The following is a 17,993-nucleotide window of genomic DNA, read 5'->3' as shown; positions in this document are numbered from 1 at the left end:
CCGGAAATAATCCATCAGTGTATACGTTTACACTCATGCGCAGTAAATCAGATTACACCGCCATTTTCCGTAAAACATTCTTTCCAGTGCCTTCTTTCTGCCATTCCTGGACAGTCATCACGCTTCTTTAATACTCAAAGTGAGGTCAACGTCAGAAGGACACCTGTTATGCGAACCCCCTATTGCGTCGCCGATTACCTGCTGGAACGACTAAAACACTGCGGCGCTGAACATCTGTTCGGCGTGCCAGGCGACTACAATTTGCAGTTTCTCGACCATGTTATCGACAGCCCCGACATCCGCTGGGTGGGCTGTGCCAACGAATTAAACGCCGCCTATGCCGCCGATGGCTACGCTCGCTGCAAGGGCTTTTCCGCACTGCTCACCACCTTTGGCGTGGGGGAGTTAAGCGCCATGAATGGCGTTGCCGGCAGCTTTGCGGAGTATGTGCCGGTACTGCATATCGTGGGCGCGCCGGGGAGTGCCGCCCAGCAAAAAGGTGAATTGCTGCACCACACGCTGGGCGACGGAGAATTCCGCCATTTCTATCGGATGAGTGAGCCGGTGACCGTGGCGCAGGCCATACTCACGGAGCAAAATGCCTGCTATGAAATCGATCGCGTGTTGTCGATCATGCTGCGGGAACGTCGCCCGGGGTACCTGATGTTGCCTGCAGACGTGGCAAAAAAACCGGCCACACCGCCTGTAAACGCTCTCATTGAGCGCACCTCTCACGCCGACAGCGCCTGTCTTAAAGCCTTCCGCGATGCGGCGGAAGCACGCATCGCTGGTAGCAAACGAACCGCATTGTTGGCCGATTTCCTGGTACTGCGTTACGGCCTGAAAGCGCCGCTGCAGAAATGGGTGAATGACACCCCGATGGCCCACGCCACCATGCTGATGGGCAAAGGGATCTTTGACGAACGTCAGCCCGGTTTTTACGGCACCTACAGCGGCTCGGCGAGCGCGGAGGGGGTGAGAGAGGCGATTGAAGAGGCCGAGACTGTCATCTGCGTCGGCACGCGTTTCACCGATACGCTGACAGCCGGATTTACCCACAATCTTCCTGCGGCCCGCACTATCGAAGTTCAGCCGCACGCTGCCCGCGTGGGCGAGAGATGGTTCACCGGGATTCCGATGAGCAAAGCGGTCGAGATCTTATCCGCGCTGTGTAAACAGCACGTCAAAGATCACGCCGCGCCGTCTCGCCAGGCGCCGCTCGAACATCACTATCATGAGGGCACGCTCACGCAGGATAATTTCTGGCACACGCTGCAAACCTTCATTCGCCCCGGCGACATTATTCTCGCCGACCAGGGCACCTCCGCGTTTGGTGCGGCAGCGCTGCGCTTGCCTACAGATGTAAACTTTATCGTTCAGCCGCTGTGGGGGTCGATTGGTTATACGCTGGCGGCTGCTTTCGGCGCGCAAACGGCGTGTCCGGACCGGCGGGTGATCGTCCTGACCGGCGACGGCGCGGCGCAGCTGACCATTCAGGAGATGGGTTCGATGCTGCGCGATAATCAGCATCCGGTGATTCTGGTGCTCAACAACGAAGGCTACACCGTTGAGCGGGCGATCCACGGGCCGAAACAGCGCTATAACGATATCGCGCTGTGGAACTGGACGCAGCTCCCGCAAGCCCTGAGCCAGAATGGTCAGGCTGAGTGCTGGCGGGTGAGCGAAACGGTCCAGCTGGCGGAGATCCTTGAGAAGGTCGCGCACAGCGAAAAATTGTCGCTGATCGAAGTGATGCTACCTAAAGAAGATATTCCTCCGCTGTTGAGCGCCATCACACAGGCACTGGAGGCGCGAAATAACGCCTGACTATTTCTTGGGCCGCCAGGCCATCAGCATCGGTTTGCCCGCCAGCAAGAGCCAGGCGGGCAACATCACAATGCAAAGCAACGGCAGCAGATTGGTATCCGGCACCACGACCACCGCCATAAACAGGCTTAGCCAGGCATCGCGCGTGACTACCAGTACAAACCCCAGAATCGAGCAGGAAACGGTAATTGCCGCCGGAACTGCATCGACGTGCTCATGCAGCATCAGGCCCAATGCCACGGCGATAAACACCGCCGGGAAGATCCTCCCACCGCGAAAGCCGCACGCGGCGGCCACGACCACCGCAGCCAGCTTCACTACGGCAAACAGGAAATAGTCTGACACGCTAAACACCTGGCTGAACGCCATCTGCTGCATCTCGTCCAGCCCCTTAAACAGGGTAATCGGCCCGCCAATTGCCCCCAGAATGCCGAGCAAAAAACCGCCCACGCCCAGAATCAGCACCGGGTGTTTCAGCTTGTGCACCAGCAGGTGCAGACGTGGCAGGCACCAGACGGCGACCATACCCAGCGCGATGGCGATGGCGGCAACAATCGCGCCGCTGAAAATATCGGCCAGCTGCATGTGTCCGTAGTGGGGGATAGGCAGCGAAAAGTGAGGCTGGAAGAACAGGCTGGTGGTCAGTGCCCCGGCGGCGGCGGCCATCAGTGGGGCGAAAAGGCGATCCCACAGCGGCACGTCGTTATCGGAGCTCAGCGTTTGAGAAAAAATCAGCGCGGCGGCAACGGGGGTGCCAAACAATGCACCGATGGTTCCCGCTGACGCCAGTATGGTCCAGTCCAGCGCGCCGACGCGCGGCAGGATGCGTGCGCCGAGGTACACCGCAAGGGCGATATTCACCGCCATAATGGGATGTTCCGGCCCGAGGCTCACGCCGCCCGCGAGGCCAATCACCAGCGCAAGAATCAGGCCCGGCAGCGCCATCGGATTGACCGGTGCACCGATCAGCGGCTCCAGCGCCGGATCGGGACCGGCATGTCCTGGGCTAAAGCGAATCACCAGACCGACGGCAAGCCCGGTCAGGGTTAACATCAGGATGATCCACGCCGGAGAACTCACATCAACACCCAGCTGCCCCGGAAGCGTAGACCACAATAACGTCTGCAGCACCGAGGCGATTTTCATCACCACGATTAACACCAGACTCGACGCAATACCAATAATCAGCGCAGGTATTGCTAACAGCAGCATGGTTCTGGCGCGCGGATGGAGCATGATGATTTCCTTGTACAAAAATAATTAGCATGACTTTGCACAATCAGGTTGACGGCAATAGTGCAAAAGGTGCTGAAACGGTAAAGTTATTCTGTGACGAAGATCGATAATCCTGGGCCACTCGCCTTCAGGCCGTTGTTGTTATCACGCCTTGAACTTACAGTGTTCCAAAGATTTATTCTGACTTTAGCGGAGCAGTAGAAGAATGACAAAATATGCTTTAGTAGGCGATGTGGGCGGCACCAATGCCCGGCTGGCGCTATGCGATATTAATACCGGTGAAATCTCTCAGGCAAAGGCCTATTCAGGGCTGGATTATCCAAGCCTCGAAGCGGTAGTTCGCGTCTATCTGGATGAGCGTCAGGTCAGCGTCGAGGATGGCTGTATCGCCATTGCCTGCCCGATTACCGGTGACTGGGTGGCGATGACCAACCACACCTGGGCCTTTTCCATTGCCGAGATGAAAAAGAATCTCGGTTTCGCCCATCTGGAAATTATTAACGATTTTACGGCCGTTTCCATGGCGATCCCGATGCTCAAGCCTGAACATCTGATTCAGTTCGGCGGGGCCGAGCCGGTCGAAGGTAAGCCGATTGCCGTTTACGGTGCAGGGACCGGGCTGGGCGTTTCGCACCTGGTTCACGTCGATAAACGCTGGGTGAGCCTGCCGGGCGAGGGCGGTCACGTTGACTTTGCGCCAAACAGCGAAGAAGAGGGCATCATTTTGCAGGAACTGCGCGCCGAGCTGGGGCACGTCTCCGCCGAACGTGTGCTCTCCGGTCCTGGGCTGGTTTATCTTTATCGTGCGATTGTGAAATCCGACGGGCGTCTGCCTGAAAACCTGCAGCCGAAAGATGTCACCGAGCGCGCGCTGGCCGATAGCTGCACCGACTGTCGTCGTGCGCTGTCGCTGTTCTGCGTGATCATGGGGCGCTTTGGCGGCAACCTGGCGCTGAATCTCGGCACCTTTGGCGGTGTCTATATCGCCGGTGGAATAGTGCCGCGCTTCCTCGAGTTCTTTAAAGCGTCTGGTTTCCGCGGCGGTTTTGAAGATAAAGGGCGTTTCAAAGCGTACGTGCAGGATATCCCCGTTTTCCTGATCGTGCATGACAACCCAGGCCTGCTGGGTTCCGGCGCGCATCTGCGTCAAACGCTGGGGCAGTATCTCTGATTACCTCTCGCCGCCCTCTTCTTTCTGGAGAGGGCGTTAAAAATGCATTAACTGCCTGAACTCTTTCACCTTGCTGCGACTCACCGGCACCTGAAAATCCAGATCCTTCAGCCGTAAAATATAGGTATTGTTAAACCAGGGTTCGATTTCGCGGATCTTATTGAGATTGACGCAGAACGAACGGTGGCAGCGGAAAAAGTGCGAGGCGGGGAGTTTGGCGCAAAACTCGGTGATGTTCATCGGCATGACAAATGAATCCCGGCGGGTATAAACAAACGTCATTTTTTCGTGCGCTTCCGCGTAATAAATATCATCCATTGGCGTGACGATAATCCGCTCATCCTTGATGAGATTCAGGGTGTCATTTTCGCGCGTGGCGGCGGGCGCAGGGCTGACTGCCGGGCTGTTTTGCTGCTGCCAGGCCAGCTCCAATTTTTGCAGCATGCTGACAATGCGCGACTCCTGATAGGGCTTCAAAATGTAGTCGAACGCTTCCAGCTCAAAGGCTTCTACAGCATGTTCTTTCCACGCGGTGACAAACACAATAAACGGCTTATGGGCGAACTGATTGATATTTTGCGCCAGCAGCACGCCGTCCAACGACGGGATATTGATGTCCAGAAAAATGGCGTCAACGCGGTTATGCTGCAAAAACTTCAGCACGTCCAGCCCATCCTCAAAGGTGCCCACGATCTCCATCTGGCTGTGTTCTTTTATTAGCCAGCTTAATTCTTGTTGGGCGAGGATTTCATCTTCCACAATGATGACTTTCATCGGTCACTCCGTTTAAGGCAACAACAGCGTCTGGGTATGAACGGGAAGCCGTTCATTAGGGACGTAAAAAGCGATTTCCGTGCCAGGCTCCAGGCGACGGATATGCAGCCCTTCGCCGTAAAGTAATTTTACGCGGTGATGCACATTCAGCAGACCAATTTTATTGCCTGGCATTTCGTTCGATTCCACGCGCGCAATCACGTTGGGATCGATGCCGTGGCCGGTATCGCGCACCGCCACCCGCACGCGATTCCCGCACTCTTCCACGCTAATGGTTACCACGCCTTTGCCTTTACACGGCTGGATGCCGTGAACGATGGCGTTCTCCACCAGCGGCTGGATAAGCAGGCTTGGGATCACGCAGTGCACCTCTTCATCGATATCGTAGATAACCGTGAGCTTATCGCCAAAGCGCGCCTGCTCAATCGCGATGTAATCTTTAATCTGGTACAGCTCTTTTTTGATGTCGATCTGCTCATCGTCTTTCAGCTCAATGTTGTAGCGCAGATAGCGCGACAAATTAAAAATCAGCTGACGGGCGGTGTCCGGATTCATGCGAATCGACGAAGAGATGGCGTTCAGGGCGTTAAACAGAAAATGGGGATTGATCTTACTTTGCAGCGCGCGCAGCTCTGCCTTATTTGCCATTTCCCGCAGTTGCTCAGCGCGCGACACCTCCAGTTGAGTGGAGATAATCTGCGACAGGCCAATCGCCATCTCCTGTAAGGAAGAGGTGATCTGGTGCGCGTGGCAGTAGTAAATTTTCAGCGTGCCGGTCACCACGCCTTTCTCCCACAGTGGAATGACCAGCATGGAGTGAATTTCAGGCGTCCGATGCGCCTCATCATTGTTTTTAATGATGATTTTACCGTTATTAAGCGCCTGGCGCGTGGTCGGGCTGATGGTATCGTCATTATCGCGGTAGTTATCTTCACCCACGCCGACATAGGCCAGAACGTGATCGATATTGGTGATGGCGACCGCATCAGCGTGGATATCGCGGCGAATAATATCGCAGACCTGACGCAGCGACTCCGCGTTGACATGGCGGAACAGCGGCAGCGTTTTATTGGCAATATCGAGCGCCAGCTTTGCCTGGCGTGCGGCGCTGGCCTCTTTTTCCCCCTCAACGCTCTGCACCAGCAGGACGATAAAGCCAATACAGACGCTGCCGAGAATCATCGGAATGCCGATTTTGGAGACGATATCCAGCCCCAGCTCAACCGTGGGCGCCCAGGCCACCACGAGGATCATGGTGAGGGTTTCGCACAGCATCCCGGCGGCGATCCCTGCTCGCCAGTGCTGTTTTTTCGGGATTTTACGGTTGATCCAGCCGGACAACGCGCCTGCGATAATGCTGGTGATAAAGCAGGGGATTGCCGTGACGCCACCGATATCAATCAGATAGCGGTGCGTACCGGCAATAATGCCGGTGATAATCCCCACCCACGGGCCAAACAGAATACCGCCCGACATGACGGCGATAATACGCACGTTGACCAGCGAACCTTCCACCCGAACGCCGGACCAGGTGCTGAACAGGGCAAACAAAGAGAAGATTGCCGTGACGGCCAGCAGCTCTTTCGGTGAGTGAGCGGATTTGTGCAGAAGCTCGCGAAAGAGCCGGATGCGGATCAGAAAGAAGAGACAAATCAGCATTAATGCCGCACGATCGAAGACCGCCAGCAGCATATTGAATATTTCGTGCACGAGTGAACCTGGGAAAACGGGAAAAATCTATGATAGGAAACCTTGCGCACAATGACCAGACATCCCTCTGATTTCTCAAATGGGGAAAAGCCCTCCATTTCAAAGGGGATTGCACTTTTTTGCCTGGATACGTCGTGGGTTAGCCATCAGCGGCAGGCTGCTTGTAACTCCATTGATATCATTGAGTTAAAAAATGGTATCACTTACACGGTTTTGTCGAATCGACTTCCGCTTTTAGCCGAAACACCCTTCCTGTTTTAAGGGGCGCATTATTTTTTCACTCTCCTCTCGACAGCCGGTTTTGAATCAGGCTATTTTCTAAGCACGCCACATTCGTGGCAGCGTCGCTCGGACGGTCCGGGCGCTAACGTGAATCTGAGGAATCTATGGCTGAATTCAGTCCTGAACGCCGTTTTACGCGTATCGATCGTCTCCCCCCTTATGTTTTTAATATCACTGCTGAACTGAAAATGGCTGCGCGTCGGCGCGGCGAAGACATTATCGATTTCAGCATGGGTAACCCTGACGGGCCAACGCCGCCGCACATCGTTGAAAAACTGTGCACCGTGGCGCAGCGCCCGGATACACACGGCTATTCCACCTCTCGCGGGATTCCGCGTTTGCGTCGGGCAATCTCCCGCTGGTATCAGGATCGCTATCATGTGGATATCGATCCCGAAAGCGAAGCCATCGTTACCATTGGTTCGAAAGAGGGGCTGGCGCACCTGATGCTGGCGACGCTCGATCACGGTGATACGGTGCTGGTGCCCAACCCGAGCTATCCAATCCATATTTATGGTGCGGTGATCGCAGGGGCACAGGTTCGCTCCGTGCCGCTGGTGGAGGGCGTCGACTTTTTCAACGAACTGGAACGCGCAATTCGTGAGAGCTACCCGAAACCGAAAATGATGATCCTCGGATTCCCGTCGAACCCAACGGCGCAGTGCGTCGAGCTGGAGTTCTTCGAGAAAGTGGTCGCGCTGGCGAAGCGCTATGATGTGCTGGTGGTGCACGATCTGGCGTACGCCGATATCGTTTTTGACGGCTGGAAAGCGCCTTCCATAATGCAGGTGCCAGGTGCGCGCGACGTGGCCGTTGAGTTCTTCACCCTGTCAAAAAGCTACAACATGGCAGGCTGGCGTATCGGCTTTATGGTTGGCAATAAAACGCTGGTCAACGCGCTGGCGCGTATCAAAAGCTATCATGACTACGGCACCTTTACGCCGTTGCAGGTCGCGGCGATTGCTGCCCTGGAAGGCGATCAGCAGTGCGTGCATAACATAGCCGCGCAGTACAAACGCCGCCGCGATGTGCTGGTGAAAGGCCTGCACGAAGCTGGCTGGATGGTTGAGGTGCCGAAAGCCTCTATGTACGTCTGGGCCAAAATCCCCGAGCACTATGCAGCAATGGGGTCGCTGGAGTTTGCCAAAAAGATGCTGCAGGATGCAAAAGTCTGCGTCTCGCCGGGCATTGGTTTCGGTGACTATGGCGATACCCATGTTCGCTTCGCTCTTATCGAAAACAGCGACCGTATTCGTCAGGCGGTGAGAGGCATTAAAAGCATGTTCCGCGCCGACGGGTTATTGCCGGTGGAAAAGAAGAGTTCGACTGAATCTGACTAGGCGGATTTTGCATAAAAAAACAGGAGCCAATGGCTCCTGTTTTTTTAACTGTATTTTCTTCGCTCAGATCATCAGGGCAAAGGTTCCGGCCCACACTAAAACAATCACCGAAATGCCCATAAAGAAATATTTCACGTTCATCGCTCCGCGCATCAATAGATACGCCATAAAAAAACAGAGTCCAACTGAGTATAGAGAGCTGAAATCAGACCAGGCCGGAAATAAGAATTATCCCGCTACGTCGATGACACCAGCCCAGAATTCTGTGCGTTCCTATTGCCAGACGGCGCTAATGTACGCCTAAATATGGGGGGTGACAAGAGGCATTTTTTTGTATCATTTCCGTAACTTACGAGTGTCGTGGAACGGCGACAGTATAATTTCGCAGCGTAATAAAACAGGTTGAGCGAAGGTGAGAATGGAAAGTAACGGCGGGTGATTACAGGTGACTGAAAAGGTTAGTTTCTTAGGGAAACTAACCTGATAAAGAGACTAGATATAGAGCGAGGTTTCGCCGACAGGGCGGGTCTTAAAGCGGCGATGCACCCACAGATACTGCTCCGGTGCGCGCATGATTTCGCTTTCGATCACTTTATTAATGTACGTCGCGGCTTCGCGCTCATCCTGTGGGTAATTATGCAGCTCAGGAGAGATAAACAGACGATAGCCAGACTTATCGGCTTTTCTGACCATGGTCACCGTCAGCATCGGCGCACCAGAAAGACGCGAGATAACGAATGTCCCGTTCGTGGTGGCGACATCTTTCACCGCGAAGAACGGGGCGAAACTGCTGCCTTTACGCCCATAATCCTGATCGGGCGCAAACCATACCGCTTCCCCTTTCTTCAGGGCATTCACCAGCCCACGCAGGTTGTTGCGGCTGATCATCGCTTTGTTTGAGCGCATACGGCCACGCGTCTGTACCCATTCCATCAGTAAATTGTTGTGCGGGCGATAGGTCGCCATCATGGGCTGGCAAAGACCCATCACGCGGCCACCCAGTTCCAGCGACATAAAATGCACGCCGATCACCATGACGCCACGATTTTGTGCCTGAACCTGTTTCAGGTTTTCCAGGCCTTCAACGTCGAACCATTTACGCACGCGCTCGTCCGGCCAGAACCAGGCCATACCGGTCTCCAGCAGCGCCATTCCGATGGATTTGAAGTTTTCAGCGATCAGCTTCTCGCGCTGTTCGACACTGTAATCAGGAAAACAAAGCTCAAGGTTTCTGCGGGCAATAGACTCCCGACGCTTCAGAAAAACACGGGAAGCGCTGCCTAAACTTGAGCCAAGAATTTGTATAGCGGGGTAGGGCAATTGAACGAGCACCCAAAGCAGGCCAAGGCCAAACCATGTGAGCCAGTAACGTGGGTGTAAAAATGCACTTTCGAATTTGCATTGAGACAAAGTAGTGAACCTATGTGAAGCCAGAGAAGGTAGCGCGAACATTGCGTTACAACGTGCTGATTTAGACCGTAGTTTTGGATTATCGTTGCAGGCCTTACCCAACTTTACGGCGCTGCCAGACCACTTTCGGTACAAGGCGGGCTGCGTAGATTAGCACCCTTATACGCGCTTTTCTATGACTTGTTTTTACTGGAAAAAGGCCGAATCAGGAATCGTTTCAGTTAAGTGTATCTCATGGGGGAAAAGCCGTGGCGGTGGATATTTCATGAGTGGAGCGTGCATTGATCTGGGCAGGAAAGTGTCCCCTGCAGGAATCGAACCTGCAACTAGCCCTTAGGAGGGGCTCGTTATATCCATTTAACTAAGGGGACGAAGCGGCACGAGTATAGCCTCATTTACACAGGGCGTTAAGCTCGATACCGCCTGACTGCTTAAAGTGTCGCCATTTAGTCGATTTTTTTTGGTTTCTCGTCCTTGTTTTGTCGAGCTTTTTCCTTTTCCTTCAGCTCGGCCTTACGCTTGTTGGACATGTCGTTGCGGATTTGCGCATGGCTCAACAGGGCGAAAATAAAGGTCCCGCCGCAGATATTTCCTGCCAGTGTCGGCAGCGCGAACGGCCAGAAGAAATCACTCCAATGCTGGGTGCCGTTAAACACCAGATACAGCACCTCCACCGTACCAACGACAATGTGGGTAGTGTCGCCTAGTGCGATAAGCCAGGTCATCAAGATGATTACCACGATTTTGGCCGCACCCGCAGAGGGGAACATCCAGACCATAGTGGCAATGATCCAGCCTGAGATAATGGCGTTGGCGAACATCTCAGCCGGAGTATTTTTCATCACGTCCATACCGATTTTAATGAATGCATCCCGGGTGGGTTCATCAAATATCGGCATATATTCGAACGCCCAGGCTGCCACGCCAGTGCCGATAATATTCCCCAGCAGGACCACGCCCCACAGGCGCATCAGAAGGCCGAAATTTCCCCATGTCGGTTTTTGCATCACCGGCAGCACCGCCGTCACGGTGTTTTCCGTGAACAGCTGCTGACGCGCCATAATGACGATGACAAAACCAAAGGTGTAACCAAGGTTTTCAAGCAGGAATCCACCCGGAACCCCCTCCAGCTGCACGTGAAAGATCCCCTTTGCCAGCAGGGAGGCCCCCATCGATAACCCGGCGGCGATGGCTGACCAGAACAGCGCCATCGCATCGCGCTCAAGCTCTTTTTCACCGTCCTGACGGATATGCTCGTGGATAGCCATCGCCCGTGAGGGGAGATGGTCTTCATCGACTTCGATTTTGCCACCCCGCTGTTTTTCTTCACTTTCCACTTCCAGCTCATCAGTATGTTTATCAATTTTTTCTGCGTTTAGTTCATCCATCTGGGGCGTCTCGCTTCGTTGTCATTACCATAATCGTAGCGGTTTTCCGGATAATGCCCGTGGGGAAGCTCTTATTTTTCCGGCAATGGCAATAAAGGCGATACATCACCTTCAGACACAAGATAAAATTGCCGACGAAAAGAAATGATAAAGCAGGCTATGCTGAGATCAGAGTGATGGCAGATGATTGCCTTTCACTGTGTGCGTAGACATCCCGAAACGTGCTGTTACAATCACTTGCACGACTATTCATAGAGCGCCAGGCGCTCTGTCGCGGATGGCAGTCAACGATAGCCATACTAACAGGGAGAAATATATGAAATTTCGGCTGTCGGCGCTTGCGCTGGGCACGACGTTGCTCGTGGGCTGTGCCAGCTCTGGAGAGCAAACGGGGCGCTCCGATCCTTTAGAAGGATTCAACCGATCCATGTATAGCTTTAACTACAACGTGCTGGACCCGTATCTGGTCCGCCCGGTTGCTGTGGCATGGCGTGATTACGTTCCGCAACCTGCTCGTAATGGTTTGAGCAATTTCACCAGTAACCTGGAAGAACCCGCTGTGATGGTGAACTTCTTCCTGCAGGGCGACCCGTATCAGGGGATGGTACACTTCACTCGTTTCTTCCTGAACAGCTTGTTAGGGATGGGTGGCTTTATTGATGTGGCGGGAATGGCTAATCCGAAGCTGCAGCGTGAACAGCCGCACCGTTTTGGTAGCACGCTGGGCAGTTATGGCGTGGGCTATGGTCCGTATATGCATCTGCCATTCTACGGCAGCTTTACCGTTCGTGACGAAGGTGGCGATATGGTCGATACCCTCTATCCGGTGCTGTCATGGCTGACCTGGCCGCTGTCCATTGGTAAATGGACCGTGGAAGGGATTGAGACGCGCGCTCAGTTGCTGGATTCCGACGGCCTGCTGCGTCAGTCTTCCGATCCGTACATTATGGTGCGTGAAGCCTACTTCCAGAATCACGACTTTATTGCCAACGGCGGTAAGCTGAAACCGGAAGACAATCCAAACGCCAAAGCTATCGAGAATGAACTTTCAGAGATAGATAAAGAATAAATAAAAAAAGGTGAGCAAATGCTCACCTTTTTTAATGCCGACGCGATTAGAACGCGTAGTTGAAGTTGGTACCGAACAGCCAGGCTTTACCTTCAGATTTAAAGGTGTACGCAGCAGGGCCTTCACCCTCGGTGAAGCTGACGTTCTGACCGTGCATATAAGAAACACCCACATCGATAGACGCATCGTCGTTAAACGCATAAGTCATACCGGCGCTCAGCCACAGACGGTCCTGATCCGGGATAGAAATGGAGCGTTTGTCCGCAGGAACCGGGCTGTCATCGAACGCGATACCGGTACGGAAGGTCCAGTTCTTATCGTAGTAGTAGGTCGTACCCAGCGCGATACGATAAGCATCTTTGAAGCTTTCATCTTTATAGAACAGCGTCTGACCGTCGTTGCCAGTGGCTTTCAGCTCCTGGAACTGACTCCAGCTGGTGTAGGTCAGGCTGTAGTGGACAGCCCACTGCGGTGCCACGCGGTTATAACCAGACACTTCCCACATTTCTGGCAGGTTCAGCGTCAGCGCGCCACTCTGGGTTCTGCCGCCGGTGCCCGCTGGCAGACCGGTCAGGCCCATGCTGGCGAAGATGTTGCTCAGGTTCGGGTCAATGGAGCTTTTATAGTCGCCGTCGAAGTCGATTTTCACTTCAGAACGGTAGGTCAGACCCCAACGGTTGTTTTTATCCAGCTCATAAAGGATACCGGCATTCCAGCCGAAGCCCCACTCGTCGCCCTTAAGATATGCAATCTGGTCGTCCGGGGAGTTAATACCGTCCAGCATGGATGGAGGCACCCTACCTTGCAGCTGGCCTGCCAGCAGTGGACCGAGTGAACCCGCATAGCGCTCGATTTTGGCTTTCGCGTAAACCGCATCAAAGCCCACACCGAAGCTCCAGTTGCTGTCCAGACGATACGCGCCGCTCAGATTGAGGTTGATGGTTTGCAGGTCAGTCTTACCGCCATAAATGCCGGCCGCGTAGCTGTCGTTAAACTCTGTTGCCAGACCATAGTTGGATGTGACGGATGCGCCCCAGCCAAATTGATCGTTGATTGGCATAACAAAGTGCATGTTAGGTACCCACGCCACGGGCGCGATGTTGTCCTGGTTAGCACTCTGTCCGGTTAAATTGGATTTCCCGGTAACGTTCACATCAGGATCAATATAAACGGCACCCATTGAGAAGGTCGGGCGATCAAACATAGTGATCAGCGCCGGGTTACGGCTCACGTTGCCTGCGTCATCGGCAATCGCACCTTCCCCAGAATATGCACGGCCAAGGCCAGAGGAAGAAAATTCGTTAAGCTGGAAGCCCGCTGACCAGGCGGAGGTTGATACGATTGCCACTGCGACTGCCAGCGCAGTCTTTTTGAACAGGGTTTTCTGGCTCATGACCATAACCTCATTGAGTTATTTTTATGCAATATATGTTACATAGAGTAACAGGAGCGCGAAGTGTAGGGTCTGCGGTAACACTTAGAAATCAGACCAGTGGCGAGAGTATAGGTCGGACCAGATGGGATGTTGCAAGTATGTTTCTGAAGTTTTTCAAAGATGTTTTTTGAAACGAGATCTCTGTGGCAAAAATGCGACCACCGGCACTCAGCAGAAAGGGTGATTTTTGCGTTAGATCATTTTTTAGTGTGATAACGGTCACTTATCCCCGTTTGCGCCATTAACGGCTGGAGAGACCCACGGCCAGGGCGTAAAATACCAGCAACGTGTTTATCTCGCGCCGTGCGCGAATGCAGAGGAACTTGAGCTATGAGTAAATGCAGTGCTGATGAAACCCCGGTTTGCTGCTGTATGGATGTCGGTACCATTATGGATAACACCGATTGCACCGCGTCTTACAGCCGCGTATTTAGCAAACGTTCGGATGCAGAAGAAACCTTAGCCGCGCTCACCAAACGCGCGCGCGACGTGGAATCCGATCCCTGTGAAATCAAATCCACCCTCACGGAAGTGGACGGTGGCGTGAAGCTTGATATCGATTTCATCTTTGCGTGTGAAGCTGAAACCCTGATTTTCCAGCTCGGTCTGCGTTAATTTCTCCGTAAAGTTGCCGGGTGATTTTTTTACTTACCCGACCTGCAGTTTCGTAGTCCGGGTAAGGCACAGACGCGACCCGCAAAAAATACCTCAAATGCCCCTGTCACCCAGGGGCATTTTCTTTTCTTCTCTGTGTCTTAGCTCGCACTTTTTCGCTTCCCCGATTGGCTCTATGTAAAAAAATGGTTAAAACTGTTATCAGGTCAGACCACTTTGCGCTTATGTCATTTACAGGGGACTTTTATGAGTCAGGCACTACCGCTCGTCACCCGCCAGGGTGACCGCATTGCCATTGTCAGCGGATTACGTACTCCGTTTGCACGTCAGGCGACGGCATTTCACGGAATACCGGCTGTCGATCTGGGGAAAATGGTAGTGGGGGAGATGCTGGCTCGCAGCGAAATACCCCCAGAGGTCATCGAACAACTGGTTTTTGGCCAGGTCGTCCAGATGCCGGAAGCACCCAATATCGCTCGCGAAATCGTGCTCGGCACGGGAATGAACGTCCATACCGATGCCTACAGCGTCAGTCGCGCCTGTGCGACCAGTTTCCAGGCCGTCGCTAACGTAGCGGAAAGCCTGATGACCGGCACCATTCGCGCCGGTATTGCAGGCGGGGCCGACTCCTCTTCCGTTCTGCCGATTGGCGTCAGTAAAAAGCTGGCCCGTGTGCTGGTGGACGTCAACAAAGCCCGCAGCATGGGGCAGCGTCTCAAACTATTCTCCCGCCTGCGTCTGCGCGATCTGGCGCCGGTGCCGCCAGCGGTCGCGGAATATTCTACTGGCCTGCGAATGGGCGATACCGCAGAGCAAATGGCGAAAACCTACGGCATCACCCGCGAACAGCAAGATGCCCTGGCGCATCGCTCGCATCAGCGTGCCGCGCTGGCGTGGTCCGAGGGAAAACTGGCGGATGAAGTGATGACGGCCTATATCCCGCCGTATCGCGAACCGCTCAGTGAAGATAACAATATCCGTGGCAGTTCGACGCTGGCTGATTATGCAAAACTACGTCCTGCGTTTGACCGCAAGCACGGCACCGTCACGGCGGCGAACAGCACGCCTTTAACCGATGGTGCGGCGGCAGTGATCCTGATGACCGAGTCGCGGGCAAAAGAGCTGGGGCTGGTGCCGCTGGGCTACCTGCGCAGCTACGCCTTTACCGCTATCGACGTCTGGCAGGATATGCTGCTGGGACCGGCCTGGTCCACGCCGCTGGCGCTTGAGCGCGCCGGATTAACGCTGTCTGATTTAACCTTAATAGATATGCACGAGGCTTTTGCCGCGCAGACGCTTGCCAACCTCCAGCTGCTGGCCAGCGAACGCTTTGCCCGCGATGTGCTGGGCCGCGCGCATGCCACGGGCGAAGTGGACGAGAGCAAATTTAACGTGCTGGGCGGATCTATCGCATACGGTCATCCGTTTGCCGCCACCGGCGCACGCATGATTACGCAAACGCTGCATGAGCTTCGCCGTCGCGGCGGAGGTTTTGGTCTGGTCACCGCCTGTGCGGCGGGTGGTCTGGGCGCGGCGATGGTTCTGGAGGCTGAATAATGGAAACCCCTTCCGCTTTTGACCTGAAGGTCCGGCTGGACAATATTGCCGTCGTCACCATCGATGTGCCGGGCGAAAAGATGAATACCCTGAAGGCCGAATTCGGCGTTCAGGTGCGCGCGATCCTCAGGCAAATCCGCGAAAACAAAGACATTCGCGGGCTGATTTTTATCTCAGCTAAACCCGATAACTTCATCGCTGGTGCAGATATCAACATGATCGCCCGCGCCAGCAGCGCGCAGGAAGCGGAAGAGCTGGCCCGACAGGGACAGCAGATCATGGCCGAGATCCACGCGTTGCCGATCCCGGTGATCGCAGCGATCCACGGTGCCTGCCTGGGCGGCGGCCTGGAGCTGGCGCTGGCGTGTCACAGCCGTATTTGTACGGATGATGCGAAAACCGTGCTCGGTCTGCCGGAAGTGCAGCTCGGTCTACTGCCGGGGTCCGGTGGCACCCAGCGTTTACCGCGTCTGATTGGCGTGAGTACCGCGCTGGAAATGATACTCACCGGTAAACAGCTTCGACCACGTCAGGCTCTGAAAGCCGGGCTGGTGGACGAAGTGGTTCCCCATTCCATTCTGCTGGACGCGGCCGTTGAGCTGGCATTAAAAGGGCGGCAAACGAGCCGTCATTTGCCGGTTCGCGAGCGTATTCTCGCCGGCCCGCTTGGGCGCGCGCTGCTGTTTAATGTGGTCGGCAAGAAAACGGAACAGAAAACCAAAGGCAACTACCCGGCGACCAAACGCATTCTCGAGGTGATTGAAACCGGCCTGGCGCAAGGGAGCAGCAGCGGTTATGCGGCTGAGGCCAAAGCCTTTGGCGAACTGGCGATGACGCCCCAGTCGCAGGCACTGCGCAGCATCTTCTTTGCCAGTACCGACGTGAAAAAAGATCCCGGTAGCGAGGCGTCACCGGCGCCGCTGGCCTCTGTTGGCGTTTTGGGCGGGGGATTGATGGGCGGTGGCATTGCGTTCGTCACGGCCAGCAAAGGTAAATTGCCTGTACGAATCAAAGACATTAACGCAAAGGGCATTAATCACGCATTGCAATACAGCTGGCAGCTCCTTGATCAAAAGGTTAAACGCCGCCATATCAAAGCCAGTGAACGCGACAGAGAGCTGGCGCTGATTTCAGGCACCACCGACTACAGCGGTTTTCACCATCGTGACCTGGTGATTGAAGCTGTATTTGAAGACCTGGCGCTGAAACAGCAGATGGTCGCCGACGTGGAACAGCACTGCGCGCCGCACACCATTTTTGCCTCGAATACGTCGTCGCTGCCGATTGGCGATATCGCCGCACGTGCCGCACGACCGGAGCAGGTAATCGGTTTGCACTTCTTTAGCCCGGTAGAAAAAATGCCGCTGGTGGAAGTCATACCTCACGCTTCGACGAACGCTCAAACGGTGGCCACGGTGGTGAAGCTCGCCAAACGGCAGGGCAAAACACCGATTGTGGTGGCCGACAAGGCCGGTTTTTACGTTAACCGCATTCTCGCGCCCTATATTAATGAGGCGATGCGCCTGCTGACGGAAGGCGAGAAAATCGAACACATTGACAATGCGCTGGTCAAGTTTGGTTTTCCAGTTGGCCCAATCCAACTTTTGGATGAGGTTGGAATTGATACAGGCACTAAAATTATACCTGTGCTGGAAGCTGCTTATGGAGAACGGTTTAGCCCGCCTGCAAACATTGTTTCTACGATCTTGAATGACGATCGCAAAGGCAGAAAAAATGGACGGGGCTTCTATCTTTACGCAGTTAAAGGGCGTAAAAGCAAGAAACAGGTCGACCCCTCGGTCTATGGGCTTATTCACGCCAGCGGCCAGGGGAAGTTGTCAGCACAGCAATGCGCTGAGCGCTGCGTCATGATGATGCTCAACGAAGCGGCTCGTTGTTTTGACGAGCAGGTCGTTAAAAGTGCGCGAGACGGCGATATTGGTGCCGTGTTTGGTATCGGTTTTCCACCTTTCCTGGGTGGCCCGTTCCGCTATATGGATAGTCTTGGCGCGGGTGAAGTGGTGGCAATATTGCAGCGTCTGGCTTCGCTTTATGGTCCACGGTTTACGCCGTGTGAACAATTAATGCGCATGGCAGAAAATAACCTGCACTTTTGGCCAGCAGAGGAAACTGACCCCGTAACTTAAGGTCAAACAAGAGTATATCTGACGGTGAATGA

At 54.4% G+C, this 17,993-nt stretch carries 14 protein-coding genes and 1 tRNA gene; 7 read left to right on the top strand and 8 right to left on the bottom strand.

Going from position 1 to position 17,993, the window contains the following annotated elements; translation table 11 throughout:
• Positions 1–168 precede the first annotated feature (168 nt).
• Positions 169–1,827, top strand: coding sequence for an indolepyruvate decarboxylase (gene ipdC / locus ABIE11_RS07290; protein WP_429184210.1), 1,659 nt, complete (start codon positions 169–171; stop codon positions 1,825–1,827).
• Here ipdC and ABIE11_RS07285 read toward each other — a convergent pair whose 3' ends face one another.
• Positions 1,828–3,063, bottom strand: coding sequence for an ion channel protein (locus ABIE11_RS07285; protein WP_100779395.1), 1,236 nt, complete (start codon positions 3,061–3,063; stop codon positions 1,828–1,830).
• A 205-nt stretch (positions 3,064–3,268) separates the two neighbouring features.
• Between ABIE11_RS07285 and glk the strand changes: the two genes are divergently transcribed.
• Complete coding sequence (gene glk / locus ABIE11_RS07280; RefSeq protein WP_123427158.1) at positions 3,269–4,234, top strand: glucokinase; 966 nt, start codon at positions 3,269–3,271, stop codon at positions 4,232–4,234.
• A 36-nt stretch (positions 4,235–4,270) separates the two neighbouring features.
• On the opposite strand, the gene ABIE11_RS07275 is transcribed toward glk, so the two are convergent.
• On the bottom strand, positions 4,271–5,008 hold the full coding sequence (locus ABIE11_RS07275; protein ID WP_100779397.1) for a LytR/AlgR family response regulator transcription factor: 738 nt from the start codon (positions 5,006–5,008) through the stop codon (positions 4,271–4,273).
• A 12-nt stretch (positions 5,009–5,020) separates the two neighbouring features.
• A complete protein-coding gene (locus tag ABIE11_RS07270; protein WP_102104932.1) occupies positions 5,021–6,718 on the bottom strand; it encodes a sensor histidine kinase in 1,698 nt (565 codons plus the stop codon).
• 386 nt (positions 6,719–7,104) lie between these two features.
• Here ABIE11_RS07270 and alaC point away from each other — a divergent pair, with 386 nt between their 5' ends.
• Complete coding sequence (gene alaC / locus ABIE11_RS07265; RefSeq protein WP_429184209.1) at positions 7,105–8,340, top strand: alanine transaminase; 1,236 nt, start codon at positions 7,105–7,107, stop codon at positions 8,338–8,340.
• Between the two features lie 63 nt (positions 8,341–8,403).
• Here alaC and ypdK read toward each other — a convergent pair whose 3' ends face one another.
• The 4 genes from ypdK to ABIE11_RS07245 form a co-directional block, all read right to left on the bottom strand.
• Positions 8,404–8,475 (bottom strand): membrane protein YpdK, encoded by a 72-nt coding sequence (gene ypdK / locus ABIE11_RS07260; RefSeq protein WP_099458937.1) that lies wholly within the window; start codon positions 8,473–8,475, stop codon positions 8,404–8,406.
• 357 nt (positions 8,476–8,832) lie between these two features.
• Positions 8,833–9,792, bottom strand: a complete 960-nt coding sequence (gene lpxP / locus ABIE11_RS07255; protein WP_100779400.1) for a kdo(2)-lipid IV(A) palmitoleoyltransferase — start codon at positions 9,790–9,792, stop codon at positions 8,833–8,835.
• Positions 9,793–10,049: 257 nt separating this feature from the next.
• Positions 10,050–10,121, bottom strand: a tRNA-Arg gene (locus tag ABIE11_RS07250).
• A gap of 75 nt (positions 10,122–10,196) precedes the next feature.
• Entirely contained in the window at positions 10,197–11,138 is a 942-nt protein-coding gene (locus ABIE11_RS07245) for a formate/nitrite transporter family protein (RefSeq protein WP_429184208.1), read from the bottom strand.
• A gap of 316 nt (positions 11,139–11,454) precedes the next feature.
• On the opposite strand from ABIE11_RS07245, the gene mlaA reads away from it, so the two are divergent.
• On the top strand, positions 11,455–12,207 hold the full coding sequence (gene mlaA, locus ABIE11_RS07240) for a phospholipid-binding lipoprotein MlaA (RefSeq protein WP_429184207.1): 753 nt from the start codon (positions 11,455–11,457) through the stop codon (positions 12,205–12,207).
• 46 nt (positions 12,208–12,253) lie between these two features.
• Here the strand turns inward: mlaA and fadL are convergent, their stop codons facing one another.
• Complete coding sequence (gene fadL / locus ABIE11_RS07235; protein ID WP_429184206.1) at positions 12,254–13,600, bottom strand: long-chain fatty acid transporter FadL; 1,347 nt, start codon at positions 13,598–13,600, stop codon at positions 12,254–12,256.
• Between the two features lie 372 nt (positions 13,601–13,972).
• Between fadL and ABIE11_RS07230 the strand changes: the two genes are divergently transcribed.
• The 3 genes from ABIE11_RS07230 to fadJ all read left to right on the top strand — a co-directional run bounded on the left by ABIE11_RS07230 (position 13,973) and on the right by fadJ (position 17,961).
• On the top strand, positions 13,973–14,257 hold the full coding sequence (locus tag ABIE11_RS07230; protein ID WP_107703168.1) for a YfcZ/YiiS family protein: 285 nt from the start codon (positions 13,973–13,975) through the stop codon (positions 14,255–14,257).
• Positions 14,258–14,503: 246 nt separating this feature from the next.
• The gene (gene fadI, locus ABIE11_RS07225; RefSeq protein ID WP_429184205.1) at positions 14,504–15,814 is read left to right on the top strand and encodes an acetyl-CoA C-acyltransferase FadI; all 1,311 of its coding nucleotides are present in this window, start codon (positions 14,504–14,506) and stop codon (positions 15,812–15,814) included.
• Positions 15,814–17,961, top strand: coding sequence for a fatty acid oxidation complex subunit alpha FadJ (gene fadJ, locus ABIE11_RS07220; RefSeq protein WP_429184204.1), 2,148 nt, complete (start codon positions 15,814–15,816; stop codon positions 17,959–17,961). The genes fadI and fadJ overlap by 1 nt, the downstream gene beginning before the upstream one ends.
• The last annotated feature ends 32 nt before the right edge of the window (positions 17,962–17,993 follow it).

Source organism: Lelliottia sp. 489 (assembly GCF_050435885.1).
GTDB lineage: Bacteria > Pseudomonadota > Gammaproteobacteria > Enterobacterales > Enterobacteriaceae > Enterobacter > Enterobacter nimipressuralis.
Note: the sequence above shows the minus strand (reverse complement) of the source record. Positions and strands in the feature narration are given on the sequence as shown.